The sequence below is a fragment of the Pseudomonas sp. EL_65y_Pfl2_R96 genome, assembly GCF_963970905.1.
In the GTDB taxonomy this organism is placed as follows: domain Bacteria; phylum Pseudomonadota; class Gammaproteobacteria; order Pseudomonadales; family Pseudomonadaceae; genus Aquipseudomonas.
Genome location: NZ_CAXAQH010000041.1, coordinates 18,245 through 33,935 on the forward strand (window position 1 = coordinate 18,245; position 15,691 = coordinate 33,935).

13 protein-coding genes are annotated in these 15,691 nt (G+C 59.4%); 10 read left to right on the forward strand and 3 right to left on the reverse strand.

The genetic code is table 11. The features are described 5' to 3' along the window. Nucleotides 1-56: 56 nt before the first annotated feature. Entirely contained in the window at nucleotides 57-554 is a 498-nt protein-coding gene (locus tag AACY49_RS27220) for a BCAM0308 family protein (protein ID WP_339527419.1), read from the reverse strand. Nucleotides 555-841: 287 nt separating this feature from the next. Between AACY49_RS27220 and groL the strand changes: the two genes are divergently transcribed. From groL to AACY49_RS27235, 3 genes are all read left to right on the forward strand, one after another. Next, entirely contained in the window at nucleotides 842-2,458 is a 1,617-nt protein-coding gene (gene groL / locus AACY49_RS27225; protein WP_339527420.1) for a chaperonin GroEL, read from the forward strand. Nucleotides 2,459-2,589: 131 nt separating this feature from the next. Then, nucleotides 2,590-4,416, forward strand: a complete 1,827-nt coding sequence (gene ftsH, locus AACY49_RS27230) for an ATP-dependent zinc metalloprotease FtsH (RefSeq protein WP_339527421.1) — start codon at nucleotides 2,590-2,592, stop codon at nucleotides 4,414-4,416. Nucleotides 4,417-4,470: 54 nt separating this feature from the next. Further along, nucleotides 4,471-4,896 (forward strand): potassium channel family protein, encoded by a 426-nt coding sequence (locus tag AACY49_RS27235; protein WP_258696557.1) that lies wholly within the window; start codon nucleotides 4,471-4,473, stop codon nucleotides 4,894-4,896. Between the two features lie 16 nt (nucleotides 4,897-4,912). On the opposite strand, the gene AACY49_RS27240 is transcribed toward AACY49_RS27235, so the two are convergent. Further along, nucleotides 4,913-7,294, reverse strand: coding sequence for a phosphoketolase family protein (locus tag AACY49_RS27240; protein WP_339527422.1), 2,382 nt, complete (start codon nucleotides 7,292-7,294; stop codon nucleotides 4,913-4,915). 212 nt (nucleotides 7,295-7,506) lie between these two features. On the opposite strand from AACY49_RS27240, the gene fnr reads away from it, so the two are divergent. The 3 genes from fnr (at nucleotide 7,507) to AACY49_RS27255 (ending at nucleotide 11,257) form a co-directional block, all read left to right on the forward strand. Then, nucleotides 7,507-8,253 carry a fumarate/nitrate reduction transcriptional regulator Fnr gene (fnr, locus tag AACY49_RS27245; RefSeq protein WP_258696559.1) on the forward strand — a complete coding sequence of 249 codons (747 nt, stop codon included), beginning with the start codon at nucleotides 7,507-7,509 and terminating at the stop codon, nucleotides 8,251-8,253. A gap of 34 nt (nucleotides 8,254-8,287) precedes the next feature. After that, nucleotides 8,288-9,271, forward strand: a complete 984-nt coding sequence (locus tag AACY49_RS27250) for a zinc-dependent alcohol dehydrogenase family protein (RefSeq protein ID WP_339527423.1) — start codon at nucleotides 8,288-8,290, stop codon at nucleotides 9,269-9,271. Nucleotides 9,272-9,439: 168 nt separating this feature from the next. After that, the gene (locus AACY49_RS27255) at nucleotides 9,440-11,257 is read left to right on the forward strand and encodes a DAHL domain-containing protein (RefSeq protein ID WP_339527424.1); all 1,818 of its coding nucleotides are present in this window, start codon (nucleotides 9,440-9,442) and stop codon (nucleotides 11,255-11,257) included. A gap of 164 nt (nucleotides 11,258-11,421) precedes the next feature. Here the strand turns inward: AACY49_RS27255 and AACY49_RS27260 are convergent, their stop codons facing one another. Then, nucleotides 11,422-12,240 (reverse strand): aldo/keto reductase, encoded by an 819-nt coding sequence (locus tag AACY49_RS27260; RefSeq protein WP_339527436.1) that lies wholly within the window; start codon nucleotides 12,238-12,240, stop codon nucleotides 11,422-11,424. A 338-nt stretch (nucleotides 12,241-12,578) separates the two neighbouring features. Here AACY49_RS27260 and AACY49_RS27265 point away from each other — a divergent pair, with 338 nt between their 5' ends. The 4 genes from AACY49_RS27265 to AACY49_RS27280 all read left to right on the forward strand — a co-directional run bounded on the left by AACY49_RS27265 (nucleotide 12,579) and on the right by AACY49_RS27280 (nucleotide 15,689). After that, nucleotides 12,579-13,367, forward strand: a complete 789-nt coding sequence (locus AACY49_RS27265; RefSeq protein ID WP_339527425.1) for an alpha/beta hydrolase — start codon at nucleotides 12,579-12,581, stop codon at nucleotides 13,365-13,367. A gap of 279 nt (nucleotides 13,368-13,646) precedes the next feature. Next, nucleotides 13,647-14,624, forward strand: coding sequence for an NAD-dependent epimerase (locus AACY49_RS27270; RefSeq protein WP_339527426.1), 978 nt, complete (start codon nucleotides 13,647-13,649; stop codon nucleotides 14,622-14,624). A 49-nt stretch (nucleotides 14,625-14,673) separates the two neighbouring features. Beyond that, complete coding sequence (locus AACY49_RS27275; protein ID WP_258696565.1) at nucleotides 14,674-15,414, forward strand: glycosyltransferase family 2 protein; 741 nt, start codon at nucleotides 14,674-14,676, stop codon at nucleotides 15,412-15,414. Next, nucleotides 15,411-15,689, forward strand: coding sequence for a lipid-A-disaccharide synthase N-terminal domain-containing protein (locus AACY49_RS27280; RefSeq protein WP_258696566.1), 279 nt, complete (start codon nucleotides 15,411-15,413; stop codon nucleotides 15,687-15,689). Before AACY49_RS27275 ends, AACY49_RS27280 begins: the two co-directional genes overlap by 4 nt. Nucleotides 15,690-15,691: the final 2 nt, after the last annotated feature.

Consider the following 15,691-nt stretch of genomic DNA (forward strand, 5'->3'; position numbering starts at 1 on the left):
TGCCGCACCCTGCCTGATGAGCATGAAACAAATCAGTATTCCACCCTCGCCCGATTCTAATCGTCACGCGTCCAGTCGATGTTCACCCCGAACTCATCATCGCTGTACTGATAATCGGCGTGCCCTTTGAAGGCTGCTTTCAGTGCATGGCCCAGGCGGTTCGCGAGATGGATGCCCGTGGTGGTGACAACCAGCGCGCCTTCGGAGTCGGTGAGGCTGATGATGCGCTCCAGGGCATGCTCCGCTTTTTCCTTTTTCTCGGTGTTTTCGATCAGGTTGATGATTTCGTTTCGATGCTCGAGCAAGAAACTGCCCGATAGCGTGAGCGTACCCGCCGGCTTGTTGTCATTGGTACGCTGACAGGCTGGGCAGATCACCATTTGCGCGTCATGAACCACCGTGCTTTCAGGAATCTTACAAGTCCAGTTGCCCGCCTGATAAGCGGCCCCACACTGCGGGCAGACGGCAGAACCTTCGATTTTCGGCAAGCGATAAGGATCATGGGCGGGTGTTTTGAACAGCTGGTTTTTCTGACTCTGCTGATACTTGTCCATGGTCTTTCCTCGCAAATGACTTGGATAAAAATCCCACGCGAAACTGTGCTTTCAAATCGCCCCCCTTCCAGTCAGGCCCATTGAAAACACCGTGGATTTGAAGATTTCATTTGGGCCCGGTTTGCTGTGGCTCAGGTTGATATTTATCAACTCGGGCCAACAACCAACGGTCGATCATCCGAACGGTACGTACTGTGGCTTTGTTGATAAAAATCAACGCTGAACATGCCATTTCATAGAAGCTGAAAAGACGCACATGTCGTTGAACTCTTCAGGAGAACAACCTGATGGCCCACACTAAAATCCTGTTTCGTGCTGCCGCTCGCGAGAAAATCCTGAGTGGCGCCACACAGCTGGCGGACGCTGTCCGGGTGACCCTGGGACCGAAATCGAAATCGGTGTTGATTCAGAATAAATGGGGTAATCCGACGGTCTGCAACGACGGCGTGACGATTGCCAAACGGATCGATCTGCTGGACCCCGAAGAGAATCTGGGTGCGCAAATGCTGCGGCAAGCGGCGGAACGCACCGGCGAAGCCGTAGGGGACGGGACCAGCACATCAACGGTTCTGGCCCATGCAATCCTGGCCGACGGCATCCGCAACGTCGTCGCCGGCGCCAGTGCGATCGACCTCAAGCGCGGCATGGACCGGGGGTTTGCTCTGGTCATGCAATCACTGCTGGCACAGTCGCGCCCGGTCAGCACGCCCAAGGAAAAAGCCCAGATTGCCACGCTTTCGGCCCATAACGACGCAGTCATCGGTCAGCTGGTTGCCGACGCTCTGGAAAAGGTCGGCATTGAAGGTGTCGTCAGTGTCGAAGAGTCCAAGACCACCGAAACAGTGGTCGAGGTCATGGAAGGGATGCGCCTGGATCGTGGTTATGTCTCGCCCTACTTCGTGACCGATACCGAGAAGATGCAGGCCGAACTCGACGATGCCTACCTGCTGCTCTGTGACCATAAGATCGGCGTGCTCAAAGACCTGCTGCCATTGCTGGAATTGATTGCCAAAAGTGGTCAACCACTGGTCTTGATCGCCGACGACATAGAGGGCGAAGCGTTGACCACGTTGGTGGTCAACCAGATTCGGGGGGTATTGCGTGCGGTGGCGATCAAGGCGCCAGGCTTTGGTGATCGACGCAAGGAAATGCTTCAGGACATTGCCGTTCTGACTGGTGCCACCGTGGTGTCCAGTGAGTTGGGCATCAACCTCGACCAGGTGGATCTGAGCCAGTTGGGGCAGGCCCATCGAGTCGTGGTGCAAAAAGACAGCACGGCGCTGATTGGCGGCGCAGGTACACGCGAGGCTATCGAGGCGCGCCTGCAACAGATCCGCGTGCAAATGGACAACACCACCAGCGATTACGACCGGGAAAAACTTCAGGAACGCCTGGCAAGGCTGTCTGGTGGCGTGGCGGTGATCCGCGTCGGTGCGCCTTCCGAAGCTGAAATGAAAGCGCGCAAGGATGCACTCGACGATGCGATTTCCGCGACCCGGGCGGCGATCGCCGAAGGCATTGTTCCGGGTGGCGGTCTGGCGCTGCTCAAGGCTGTGCCGATGATCGCAGCCGAGGAAGCCAGCCATGAGGGCGATGTCAAAACCGGCCTGCAGATTCTGCGTCGGGCTTTGGAAGCACCGGCCCGGTTCATCGCTGAAAACTCGGCAGTGGATGCCGGCGTGGTCATCGCCCGCATGCTCGCGGAACCTGGCAACGTGGGCTTCGATGCGGCGACCAATTGTTATGTCGACATGTACGAAGCCGGCATCATCGACCCGACCAAAGTGGTGCGCATTGCCCTGGAAAATGCCGTGTCGGTTGCCAGTGTTCTGCTGCTCACCGAGGCGACCATGACGGATATTCCGGAAAAGGAATCGCCTGCCCAGCCATCATTTCCTGAATGACCGGCACGAGGTGAGGTGATCTGTGCACATCATCCGGCGCCCTGCGCGAGGGAGAAGCTGAAGCAGGCTATCTTTATTAAATGGGTTGGCCGCGGGCTTACCGATATGCGTTCCCACTCTGAGCCAAGGCCATGAAAAAGAACGACCAGTGGAACCTGTCCTACTTGGCGATTGCTTTTATCGTCATGGGCCTCATGCAGGTCTTCTTTGTCGAGCGCCAGGCCGTGCAGCCCCTGCCCTACAGCCAGTTCATGCAATTGTTGAACGAGCAAAAAGTCAGTGACTTGCAGATCGACAAGGACCGGATCAGCGGCAAATTGGTGGAACCCATCGACGGACGCGACCGGTTCTCCACGGTGCGGGTCGATCCGTCGCTGGCAACCGAACTGTCCCAATCGGGCGTCGGTTTTACCGGGGTCAACGAAAACACCTTTATGAACAGCCTGTTGGGCTGGTTGTTGCCGTTCATGATGATCATGGTGTTCTGGCATTTCCTGTTTCGCGGGATGGCGGAAAAACAAGGCCTTGGCGGGCTGATGAATGTCGGTAAGTCCCGGGCCAAGGTCTTTGTCGAACGCGACACCGGGGTGACCTTCGCCGATGTCGCGGGCATCGACGAAGCCAAGGCCGAACTGGTGGAAATCGTCTCGTTCCTCAGGGACAAGGCCCGATACGCACGCCTGGGCGCACACATCCCCAAGGGCACCTTGCTGGTGGGCCCGCCAGGCACCGGCAAGACCCTGGTGGCCAAGGCCATCGCCGGTGAAGCCGGTGTGCCGTTTTTCTCGATTTCGGGGTCCGAGTTCGTCGAAATGTTCGTCGGGGTCGGTGCGGCACGGGTCCGCGACCTGTTCGAACAGGCCCGGCAGGCGGCACCCTGCATCATCTTCATCGATGAACTCGACGCACTGGGCAAGATGCGCGGCATCGGCGTGTTAGGCGGCAATGACGAAAAAGAACAGACCCTCAACCAGTTACTGGCCGAGCTGGACGGCTTCGATCCCCGTGAAGGCGTGGTATTGCTGGCCGCCACCAACCGGCCTGAGGTCCTCGATCCGGCGCTGTTGCGGGCCGGCCGCTTCGACCGGCAGATTCTGATCGACCGCCCCGATCGCAAAGGGCGGCAGGCGATTCTTAAGGTTCATCTGAAGAAAATCACCGTGGAACCAAGCCTCGATAGCGCGCGTATCGCCGAAATCACCACCGGTTTCACCGGCGCCGACCTGGCCAACCTGGTGAACGAAGCAGCCATCGTCGCCACCCGGCGCGGCGCCGATGCGGTCAGTCTGGACGACTTCACCGCGGCGGTGGAACGCCTCATCGCGGGGCTTGAACGCAAGAGCAGCCTGCTCGATCCCGACGAGCGCCGGGTGGTGGCCTATCATGAGATGGGGCATGCCCTGGCCGCCAGCAGCCTGCCGGCCATGGACCCGGTCCATAAAGTCTCGATCGTGCCCCGCGCCATCGGCTCGCTGGGCTATACCTTGCAGCGACCGACCGAGGATCATTTCCTCATCAGTTGCCAGACGCTCAAGGACCGGATCGTCGTGCTGATGGCCGGGCGCGCCGCCGAGGACCTTGTCTATGGCCAGATTTCCACCGGGGCCGCCGACGATCTGGTCCGCGCGACCGATATCGCCCGGCAACTGATCACCCGCTTCGGCATGAGCCCCGAGCTCGGACAGTCGGTGCTGGAGAAGCAAACCTCAACGTACCTGGGAGATCGCATGGCCACGATGGGCGAAAAGGATTATTCGGAACAGACCGCTCGGGAAATCGACCTGGGTATTCGTGCCCTGCTCGATGAAGCCTACCAACGGGCCAAGGCGCTGCTCCAGAGTCGTCGGGCCGACCTGGACGAAGGTGCTCGCCTGTTGCTGGAAAAGGAAACCCTCACGCCCGAGGAGTTTCCACCGCTGATGCCATTCAAGCCCACCCCGGCATTACCGGCACCGTGACGCACCGATCAATCGCCCGCAGATTGCCCCCGCCCTTATCGCTGAAGGCTCATCATGTTCGCAGTCACGCTAATCAACACGTTGGTGGTGGTCGTCACAGTGGTGATCCATTACGAATGCCTGCTGCGCCTGAACGATTGGCTGCCCAGGCTCAAACTCTGGAGTCGCTTTCGGATCGTCGTCGGGGTGTTCGGCGCGATGCTGGCCCATGCGATAGAAGTCTGGTGTTTCGCGCTGGTCTATTACCTGCTGATCCGCTCCGGTGAATGGGGCAGCCTGAGCGGCAATTTCGACGGCACGTTCATGGACTGCGTGTACTTTTCCTTCACCACGTTTACCACCATCGGATTCGGCGACATTTCACCCATGGGAAACCTCAAGTACCTGACCGGGCTGGAGGCACTGACGGGGCTGGTGCTGATCTCCTGGACCGCCTCGTTTCTGTTTCTGGAGATGCAGAAATACTGGAAGAGCAAATAGTGCCCGGCGCCTGCCGTCAACCCCGATTGTCCGGCGCAGGCGTCCATTGCCACTGCATCACTTCAGGCATGTCCTGCCCGTGTTCGATGAGGTAAAGCTTGTGTTTCTCCATCGTCGCCCAATAGCGCGCCCGGGCAGTCTGGAGTTGATCGTGCAGCCGGGGCACGCGCTCGATGACATCCAGGGCCAACTGATACCGATCCAGATTATTGAGCACCGCCATGTCGAACGGTGTGGTGGTCGCCCCCTCGTCCTTGAACCCGCGAACATGGAAGTTTTCATGATTGGTGCGCTTGTACAGCAGCCGGTGGATCAGCGCGGGGTAGCCGTGGAAAGCAAAGATCACCGGCCGGTCGACAGTGAACAGTTCATCGAAGGCGCTGTCGGGCAAACCGTGGGGATGGTGGTACGACGGCTGCAGGACCATCAGGTCGACGACATTGATCACCCGCACCCGCAAATCCGGCACGTATTCGCGCAGCAAAGTGACCGCCGCCAGGGTTTCCAGGGTCGGAACGTCGCCGGCACAGGCCATCACCACGTCCGGATCGCTGTCATCCCGGCAGGCCCAGTCCCAGCGCCCGATACCGGCCTGGCAATGACGAATGGCGGCATCGATGTCCAGCCACTGCCACTCCGGTTGCTTGCCGGCCACGATCACGTTGATGTAGTTACGGCTTCTGAGGCAGTGATCGGCCACTGACAGCAGGCAATTGGCATCGGGCGGCAGATAGATCCGGACCACGTCCGCCGTTTTGTTCGCCACCAGATCGATGAAGCCAGGGTCCTGGTGGGAGAAGCCATTATGGTCCTGGCGCCAGACATGGGAGGTGAGCAAATAGTTGAGCGAGGCAACGGGTTTGCGCCATGGCACTTCGGCGGCGGTTTTCAGCCATTTGGCATGCTGGTTGAACATCGAGTCGACGATGTGGATGAACGCCTCGTAACAGGAAAACACGCCATGCCGGCCGGTCAGCAAATAGCCTTCGAGCCAGCCTTCGCACACCTGTTCGCTCAGAATCTCCATCACCCGGCCATCGGTCGCCAGGTTGACATCATCGGGCCCCAGCGGCTCCATCCACGCCTTGGCACTGACTTCGTACACCGCATCCAGCCGGTTCGAGGCGGTTTCGTCCGGGCCGAACAGGCGAAAATTGCTCGACGTCAGATTGCACTTCATCACGTCGCGCAAAAACCGGCCCAGCACCCGCGTGGCCTCTGCCCGCAGGCCACCGGGCGCCTCGACGTTCACCGCATACTGGGTGAACCGTGGCAGATCCAGCGCGCGCAACAGCAGCCCACCGTTGGCGTGGGGGTTGGCGCTCATTCGCCGATGACCGGTGGGCGCCAACGCGGCGATCTCGGGCAACAAGGCGCCATTGGCGCCAAACAATTCGTCAGGTCGGTAACTACGGAGCCATTCCTCCAGTTGCCGCAAATGCTGCGGCTGCTGGAAGTCGGCCAAGGGCACTTGATGCGCACGCCAAGTGCCTTCGACCCGCAGGCCATCGACGAATGTCGGCCCCGTCCAGCCCTTGGGCGTGCGCAAGATCAGCATCGGCCACAGGGGCCGCTCCAGCGTCCGGGACGGCGATCGTTGACGCGCGACCCGCTGAATCTCACGAATCTCCAGCACCATGGTGTCCAGCGTTCTGGCCAGGGCTTGATGAACCTCTGCCGGGTCATCGCCTTCGACAAAATACGGATCGTAGCCGTAGCCGTACATCAACGCCGACAACTCCTCCTCGCTGATGCTGGAGAGCACCGTGGGATTGGCGATCTTGTACCCGTTCAAGTGCAAAATCGGCAGCACGGCGCCGTCACGCGCCGGGTTGAGGAACTTGTTGGAATGCCAGCTGGCCGCCAGCGTCCCGGTTTCCGCCTCGCCGTCGCCAATCACACACGCCACTATCAGGTCGGGATTGTCGAACGCGGCACCGTAGGCATGGGCCAGGCTGTAGCCCAACTCGCCCCCTTCATGGATCGACCCCGGGATCTGCGCCGACACATGACTGGAAATGCCGTAGGGCCAGGAAAACTGCCGAAACAGTCGGGCCAGGCCGTTGGTATCGCGCCCCACCGACGGGTAGAACTCGGTGTACGTTCCTTCCAGGTAGGTCTGCGCCACGATGGCCGGTCCACCATGCCCCGGGCCGGCGATGAAGATCATGTTCAGGTCGTAGGCCGTGATCAGACGATTGAGGTGCGTATAGATCAGGTTCAACCCCGGCGTCGTGCCCCAGTGCCCCAGTAGCCGTGGCTTTACATCCGCCAGCGTCAGCGGCACCTTCATCAGCGGGTTGTCCTTGAGGTAAATCTGCCCGACCGCCAGGTAATTGGACGCTCGCCAGTAGGCATCCAGCCCTTCCAGTTGCTCGGCACTCAGAAATTCGCTCATGACGTCCTCCGCCAGGGCCTCGGTAAACCGCAAGGCATGCGTCGATTCTGGGACTCTGCACCGCGCAACACTTGATTTACATCAAGTCTCGCGCCGCCCGTCCCGGCTCAACGGGGACAGGCCTTTTCCCGCTCATCGACTCCATCTGTAAACGCCCGATTGAAACGGTGATCCGAACTATGCTTTAAGCCACCATCAGAGGGGCTTACGCAATGCCTGAAACCCGGCCGTATCAACATCATTATCTGAAAGCCGCGTGTTCCAATTGCAGCGTTCTGGAGTTGTGTCTGCCGATTGGCATGACCAGCCACGAAGTCGAACGGCTGGATACTCTGATCACTCAGCGTGTAAAGGTTAAAAAAGGCGCAGCCCTGTACCGGGCCGGCGATCCGTTGCGCTCGCTTTACGCGGTACGGATCGGTTCATTCAAGACCAGCATGCTGTCGGTCGACGGCCGCGAGCAAGTGACCGGTTTTCAGATACCCGGCGAAATGCTCGGTCTGGACGCCATCAGCGACGATCGGCACGCCTGCAGCGCCTTTGCCCTTGAGGACAGCGAAGTCTGCCCCCTGCACTACGCGCAACTGGAGAAACTCGCCCAGGAGCTGCCCTCACTGCAACACAACATGAACAAGCTCCTGAGCCGGGAAATCGTGCGTGATCACAGCATGCTCATGATGATGGGCAACATGAACTCCGATGAACGCCTGGCCGCCTTCCTGCTGAACCTGTCGCAACGGCTGAGCATTCGGGGGTACTCGTCCAGAGACTTTGTGCTGAAGATGCGGCGCGAAGAGATTGGCTCTTATCTGGGCCTGCGCCTGGAGACCATCTGTCGGGGCATTGCTCATCTGCGGGATCTGGCACTGGTCGAAATTTCCGGGCGTAACGTCAAAATCCTGGATCTGGACGGGCTCAAGCAACTCGTCGCCGGCTGTCACCGGGAGCCGCCCCTCTGACACCTTGCGGTGCATTGGCTTGTGGAGAATCGTCATGCGCGCCATGGTTTTACATAGCCCCGGCCAGCCGCTGCAACGCGAAGAACGTCCTGTTCCGCGACCCGGCGCGCACCAACTGTTGATCAAGGTTTTGGCCTGTGGCGTGTGCCGCACCGACCTGCATCTGCTGGACGGTGAGTTGCCACAAGCGGTGTTGCCGCGGGTGCCGGGCCATGAAATCGTCGGTGAAGTGACGGCGGTGGGGGCCGACGTCACGCCCGACTGGGTTGGCAAGCGCGTCGGGGTTCCCTGGCTTGGCTGGACGTGCGGTGAGTGCACGTTCTGCTGCTCGGGCCGGGAGAACCTCTGCGACCGGGCACAGTTCACCGGCTGTCATCTGGATGGCGGTTATGCCGACTACACAGTTGCCGACGCTCACTTCTGTTTCCCCCTCCCGGACGCGCTCCTGGCGACCGAAGCCGCACCGCTGCTATGTGCCGGGCTGATCGGTTTTCGCGCCTTGCAAATGGCCAAAGGCGCGCGCCACCTGGGCCTCTATGGCTTCGGCGCGGCGGCGCATCTGGCGATTCAGGTGGCGCGAGGCCGGGGGCAGCAGGTGTACGCCTTCACTCGTCCGGGCGACAGCGAGGGCCAGGCCTATGCCCGAACCCTGGGAGCGGCGTGGGCAGGCCCCTCGGATCAGCCACCGCCACACCCGCTCGACGCCAGCCTGATCTTCGCCCCCGTCGGTGCGCTGGTGCCCCTGGCGCTGGAAGCCACCGTCAAGGGCGGCTGTGTGGTTTGCGCGGGCATCCACATGAGCGACATCCCCGGTTTCCCTTATCGACTGCTGTGGGGCGAACGCAGCGTCCGCTCGGTAGCGAACCTTACCCGCGAAGATGGCACGGCGTTTTTTGAAGAGCTGCGTCATACGCCCGTGCACAGCGACGTCACCTGTTTTACCCTGGACGATGCCAATCAGGCGCTGGCAAGCCTGAGGGCCGGTCAGGTCAAAGGAGCGATTGTGCTCACCCCCTGACGTTCGCCCCAGCCATTCGGTGTTTTTTCCGGCACCGTCCGCCAACAACGCTAGGCTTACGGATGATGTGGCGATTGCTCGCCATTTTGCAGGGAGCGCAAAAATGGAATTCATTAACCGTTGGCAGCCTCTCTCTCAGGACGGCCTGTATGAGGGAGGAACGCCGCCATGAAGATTTCTAACCATTACAAATGGCCTGCCTTGGCCACCATTGCGCTGACCCTCTTCAGCGTACTGATATTTTTGCTGATCAAATCCTATTCGTACGACACATCGACCTACTTCGAGTCACGCGACTTCGTTCGTCAACTCAAGCAATACGATGCCAACTGGAACGTGAAAATCCTGCGGGCCAAAATCGGCCTGAACAACAACCTGCTTCTGGTGGCGCCTCCTGAAGCGGAACAGCGATGGGCGCAGCTCGATAGCCTCAACGCTGCCGGCCCTCTCTCGACCCTTTGGCAATCTCGACGGCAGGGTTATCTGGATGCGGTAGAAAACAAGATCCAGTTGGTTGAGCAATTCAAACAACACAACACGGCCTTGCGAATTTCACTGGATGCCCTGCCCGAGCTGGAAGATGGCATTCAGGCGCTGCGCGAAGATGTCAACGACAAGCTCCCGTTGGTGCATGCGGCGGCGGCCTCACTGGTGTTCGATGTTACGTTGGACACCCTTGAATACGCCCTCTATGTCTCCGACGAAAGGGCTGAGGAAATCTCCGAACATCTGAAAGCTCTGAATGAATACATCCATCAACTGCCGCCTGAACAGCGCCTGCCTTTCACTGCATTTGTAGGCGCCGTGAATGCCACCGTTCGAGAGCAGCCCATCGTCAATGACTTGCTTGATCGCATCAGCGTCATTCCGGTCGCACAGCAACTGGACAGCATCAACGAGTTATTGAACGAGACACAACGGCGCACCGGCGCGACAGATCGCCAATATCACCTTTACCTGGGGATATGCGCCGGCATCATGGCGCTTCTGTTGTTGTACCTGGCCGCCCGCCTGATTCGCAGTTATGCGGTGATCAACAAGATGAACAATGAATTGCAGACGGCAAACGAGCGACTGGAACAACGTGTCGAGGAGCGTACCCGCAAACTGCTGGAAGCCGAGCGCGAATTGGTCGATGCCGCGCGGATGGCCGGCATGGCGGAGATCGCGACCAATGTGCTGCACAACGTCGGTAATGTGCTGAACAGCGTTAACGTCTCTGCAGATTTGATCACCCGCAAATTGGCGGCCAGCAAAACACTTGGCCTGGGCAAAGCGGTAAACATGATGAACGAGCACGCCCAGGACCTGGGGCAGTTCATCACGCTCGATGAAAAAGGCAAACTGCTTCCCGTTTACCTCAATCAACTGGTCAACTCCATCGCGGCCGAGCAAGCGAGCATCGTTGACGAGCTGTCGCAACTCACCAAAAGCATCGATCACATCAAGGACATCGTCGCCACCCAACAGGCCTATGCCGGCGCCGCCAGGCTGGTCGAGCCGCTGAACGTCATCGATCTGTTCGAAGATGCGTTACGCATGAATTCCGGTGCCTTGAGTCGGCACCATGTCACCGTCACCAAAGACTATCAGGCCACACCGACCATCATCGGCGACAAGCACCGACTGCTGTTGATCCTGATCAATCTGATCAGCAATGCCAAGTACGCGATGTCCAAGGTCAGCGACCGGCAGCGCCATATGACACTGGGCGTCAAGATTATCGATAACACAACGCTGCGCTTCAGCGTAGAGGATCAGGGCGAAGGGATTGCTGCCGAGAACATGACCCGCATCTTCAATCACGGTTTCACCACACGCAAGGAAGGTCATGGTTTTGGCCTGCACAGTTGTGCGCTCGCGGCGGTAGAGATGAACGGGCGCCTTCGCGTCCATAGCGACGGACCCGGTCAGGGCGCCCTTTTCACCTTGGAGATCCCGCTGGAGACAGCGGACGCATTGCAGACTGCCCAGGCCCTGCAATGACGTCGCCCTGGCCAGTTAAGCGCAATCCATGTGGGAGCGAGCCTGCTCGCGAATACGGTGTGTCAGGCAACATTAATGTCGACTGATAATCCCTCTTCGCGAGCAGGCTCGCTCCCACAGGTTCCGCATTTGGCATTGGTCGCCCCGCTACTTTGTCAACACGACTACCCCACCAGGGCAATCAACTGCTGGCGCTGTGCATCCGTCAGCATTGGGCCTCCACCCGCACCGGCGTTTTCCGCCATGTAGCGCGGGTTGTGGGTGCCGGGGATGACACAGGTCACCGCCGGATGAGCCAGCACAAACTTGAGCGCCAGTTGCGCCCAGCTGTTGATCCCCACTTGCGCAGCCCATCCCGGTAACGGTTTGCCTTTCAATCGAGCGAGCAAGCCACCTCCGCCGAAAGGCCGATTGCAGATCACCGCCACGCCGCGTTCGCGGCACAGCGGCAGGATTCGTTTCTCGACGGTGCGGTCGTCCAGTGCATAGTTGATTTGCAGGAAGTCCATCGGCTCGGCTTGCAACACCGCTTCCACTTCGTCATACGCCGACGCCGTGTAATGGCTGATGCCGATGTAGCGAATGCGCCCTTGCGCCTTCCATTCGCGCAAGGTGGGCAGATGGGTTTTCCAGTCCAGCAGGTTGTGAATCTGCATCAGATCGATACGGTCGGTTTGCAACAGCTTGAACGACTGTTCCATCTGCGCAATGCCTTCTTCGCGGCCACGGGTCCAGACTTTGGTGGCCAGGAAGGCAGGTGAGCGAGGCTGATGGATCGATAGCAACTCACCGGTCGTCTGCTCGGCGCGACCGTACATGGGCGAGCTGTCTATTACCTTTCCCCCCTTCTCGAACAACGCGTTGAGAACGGCGGGCAGATGCTTGTAAGCGGGACTTGAAGGCTCGACATCAAAGCCGCGATAAGTGCCCAACCCGACAATGGGTAACGGCTCGTTGCTGGAAGGAATGGCTCGGGTCAGCATGTTCTTGCCTCCTGTTTCCGTCGACGGCGTCGATGCAGCAAAGGCTGGATCGAAGGTGAGGACCGCCGAAGCACCGGCAGCCAGCGTGAGTATTCTTCTGCGGGTGAAAACAGCCATGGGTATGGGCCAATGCCAGTCAGTGAAGCACAACCCCTGTGGGAGCGGGCTTGCCCGCGAAAGCGGTGTGTCAGGCGACATCAATGTTGACTGTGACGCCGTCTTCGCGGGCAAGCCCGCTCCCACAGATTCCGCACCGCGGCTCTCCTGTACAGCTGAAATTACTGAACTACACTTTGGCGGCGCTCCAGCAATAGCTGTCTCAAGGCCCAAAGCAGTCCATGTCGTCCACTAAACTTAGCCGAATGTCGCGAACCCTGGCGTCTCTCTTCGCTTTCATTGCCATTGCATACCTGCTGCTCTGCGCCGCGCTGTTCGTGTTTCAACGCGCCCTCATCTACTACCCGCAACCACGCGCCATCGACGCACCCGAAACGCTTCTTGCATTGTCAGTCGCCGACGCGCAGGTGCTGGTGACCGTCAGGCCGCACGACGGCCCGAAGGCGTTGATCTACTTCGGCGGCAATGCCGAGGACGTTTCCCGCAGCCTGCCCCCCTTCTCGCAGGCTTTTGCAGATCATGCGATCTACTTGCTTCATTACCGAGGCTACGGTGGCAGTTCCGGGTCGCCTTCCGAGGAGGCGATTCAGCGCGATGCCATGACCTTGTTCGACTGGGTCTACAACACCCATCCCACTATCACCGTGGTCGGGCGCAGCCTGGGTTCGGGCGTTGCCGTGCGCCTCGCCAGCCAACGCCCGGCCTCGCGGCTGATTCTGATCACGCCCTACAACAGCCTTGAAGACCTCGCCGCCCGCCAGTTCCCCTGGTTCCCGGTGAAGTGGCTGTTACAGGAAAAATTTGAATCCTGGAAATACGCCGCCCACATCACGGTCCCGACGCTGTTGGTGGTGGCCGAGCACGACGAAGTCATACCACGCTCAAGCACGGACCAGCTCTACACGCATTTCGCCAACGGTGTGGCCTCGCTGCAGGTCATACCGGACACGGACCACAACACGATTTCCGAGAGCGCTCAATACCTGAAGATGCTGGGTGCCGCGTTGTGAGGGCCATCACAACCGAAGGCCTATAAGGAGGCGGTCATAAAATCGAAATAACCACTTGACATTTTTTTTACAACTCAGCCGGCAGGGTATATGGCTGCGAGTTCTGCGGCTCATGATGAGCATTGCGCAGGCCTATAACAAAACAATGGAGCAAGGCATGGAGCCTACGGTGGCATCGACTCAAAAAAATACGTTGATCAGCGAACACTTACAGGGGGTTGTCATGCAAAGGCGTCCTTTGCGCAGGATGGGGATCAGTCGCACACAGGCGCAGGCCTCATGACGGTTCTGGTCACTGGCGCCGCCGGTTTCATCGGGTATCACACCGTCAAGCGTTTGTGTCGCGAAGGCCTTGAAGTGGTCGGTATCGACAATCTCAACGACTACTACAGCGTGGAACTCAAACACGCCCGGCTCAAGGAGCTGGAATCGTTGCCGGGCTTTCGCTTCCAGGCCCAGGATATCGTCGACAAACCGGCCTTGATGGCGTTGTTCCAGGCCCATGCCTTTACCGAGGTTGTGCACCTGGCCGCCCAGGCGGGTGTTCGCTATTCACTGGATAACCCGGACGTCTATGCGCAGTCCAATCTGGTAGGTTTTCTGAATGTGCTGGAAGCGTGCCGGCACCATCGCCCCGCCCATCTGATCTATGCCTCGAGCAGCTCGGTGTACGGCACCAACAGCAAAATGCCGTTCAGCGTCGAAGACGCCGTCGATCATCCCATTTCGCTGTATGCCGCCAGCAAACGAGCCAATGAACTGCTGGCGCACAGCTATTGCCACCTCTATGGCCTGAGAGCCAGCGGTTTACGCTTTTTTACCGTTTACGGGCCTTGGGGGCGCCCCGACATGGCGCTGTTCAAGTTTACCGAGGCGATCATCAAAGGCTTGCCGATCGACATCTATAACCATGGCCAGATGTCGCGGGATTTCACCTACGTCGACGACATCGTCGAAAGCATCGCCCGCCTGCGCTCCAAGCCACCCGTGCCGAACGAGCCAGGCGATGGCGTAAACCGGATTTTCAACATAGGCCGCGGCCAGCCAGTGCCGCTGCTGGAGTTCGTCGACTGCCTGGAGTCCGCGCTGGGCATCAAGGCCCAACGCAACTTCATGCCGCTACAGGCAGGCGATGTGATCAAGACCTGGGCCGATATTTCGGCACTGGCCGAGTGGGTCGACTTCCGTCCTCAAGTGACGGTTGAGACAGGCGTGGCGGAATTTGTGAAGTGGTATCGCCACTTCTATCAGATATGAAACGTGAGCCCTTGATAAATAAAAAACCAAGGAGCAAGGGGGGGACTCTATGAACCAAGACATTTTTGTATCTGTATTGATTCCAGCAAAGAACGAAGCGAACAACCTCAAACCGTTACTTGAGGAAATCCGCGTCGCATTGGCCGACGAGGCCTACGAAATCATTGTCGTGGACGATGGCAGCACCGATTCCACCCTGCATGAACTGCGGCAGCTGAAAAACAGCGGCCTGGATGCGTTGCGCATCCTGCGCCATGAGCGCTCGCTGGGGCAAAGCACCTCGCTCTACCACGCGGCGATCGCCGCCCGGGGGCAATGGCTGGCCACGCTTGATGGCGACGGTCAAAACGACCCCGCGGACATCCCCGGGATGTTGGCGCTGGTGCGTGGTGAACAGGGGCTGGTAGACGTTCAACTGGTGGCCGGGCACCGGGTCAACCGCCGCGACACCGCGAGTAAACGCTGGGCATCGCGTTTCGCCAACGGGCTGCGCAGCCGCCTGCTCAATGACGCGACCCCGGACACCGGCTGCGGGCTGAAGTTGATCGAGCGCGCGGCGTTTCTGCGCTTGCCGTACTTCGACCACATGCATCGGTTCATTCCCGCGCTGATCCAGCGTCACAACGGCCGAATGATCGTCCACCCGGTCAACCATCGGCCTCGCACCGCCGGGGTGTCCAAATACGGCAACATCGACCGCGCCCTGGTGGGCATTCTCGACCTGTTCGGCGTGTGGTGGCTGATCAAACGCACGCGGTTGAACACCAACGCACAGGAGATCGAAGGATGAACGTCTCCCGCGAAACCCTGTGGCTGGTGGTCGGCTTCGCTGGCCAGATTGCCTTTACCGGTCGCTTCGTCTTGCAGTGGCTGTTCAGCGAATACAAAAAACGCAGCGTGATTCCGGTGAGCTTCTGGTATCTGAGCATTGTCGGCAGCGCCCTGCTGCTCGCTTATGCCATTTACCGGGAAGACCCGGTCTTCATCGCCGGCCAGGCCTTTGGCTCCATCGTCTATCTGCGCAATTTGCAATTGATTGCCCGCAGCAAACACCTGAAGGACTGAGC

Bases quoted from the DNA above. Each gene is read 5' to 3' on its own strand.
- ftsH (WP_339527421.1), top strand. From the start codon at position 2,590: ATGAAAAAGAACGACCAGTGGAACCTGTCCTACTTGGCGATTGCTTTT.
- AACY49_RS27240 (WP_339527422.1), bottom strand. From the start codon at position 7,294: ATGAGCGAATTTCTGAGTGCCGAGCAACTGGAAGGGCTGGATGCCTAC.
- groL (WP_339527420.1), top strand. From the start codon at position 842: ATGGCCCACACTAAAATCCTGTTTCGTGCTGCCGCTCGCGAGAAAATC.
- AACY49_RS27250 (WP_339527423.1), top strand. From the start codon at position 8,288: ATGCGCGCCATGGTTTTACATAGCCCCGGCCAGCCGCTGCAACGCGAA.
- AACY49_RS27280 (WP_258696566.1), top strand. From the start codon at position 15,411: ATGAACGTCTCCCGCGAAACCCTGTGGCTGGTGGTCGGCTTCGCTGGC.
- AACY49_RS27270 (WP_339527426.1), top strand. From the start codon at position 13,647: ATGACGGTTCTGGTCACTGGCGCCGCCGGTTTCATCGGGTATCACACC.
- AACY49_RS27255 (WP_339527424.1), top strand. From the start codon at position 9,440: ATGAAGATTTCTAACCATTACAAATGGCCTGCCTTGGCCACCATTGCG.
- AACY49_RS27265 (WP_339527425.1), top strand. From the start codon at position 12,579: ATGTCGTCCACTAAACTTAGCCGAATGTCGCGAACCCTGGCGTCTCTC.
- AACY49_RS27275 (WP_258696565.1), top strand. From the start codon at position 14,674: ATGAACCAAGACATTTTTGTATCTGTATTGATTCCAGCAAAGAACGAA.
- AACY49_RS27220 (WP_339527419.1), bottom strand. From the start codon at position 554: ATGGACAAGTATCAGCAGAGTCAGAAAAACCAGCTGTTCAAAACACCC.
- fnr (WP_258696559.1), top strand. From the start codon at position 7,507: ATGCCTGAAACCCGGCCGTATCAACATCATTATCTGAAAGCCGCGTGT.
- AACY49_RS27235 (WP_258696557.1), top strand. From the start codon at position 4,471: ATGTTCGCAGTCACGCTAATCAACACGTTGGTGGTGGTCGTCACAGTG.
- AACY49_RS27260 (WP_339527436.1), bottom strand. From the start codon at position 12,240: ATGCTGACCCGAGCCATTCCTTCCAGCAACGAGCCGTTACCCATTGTC.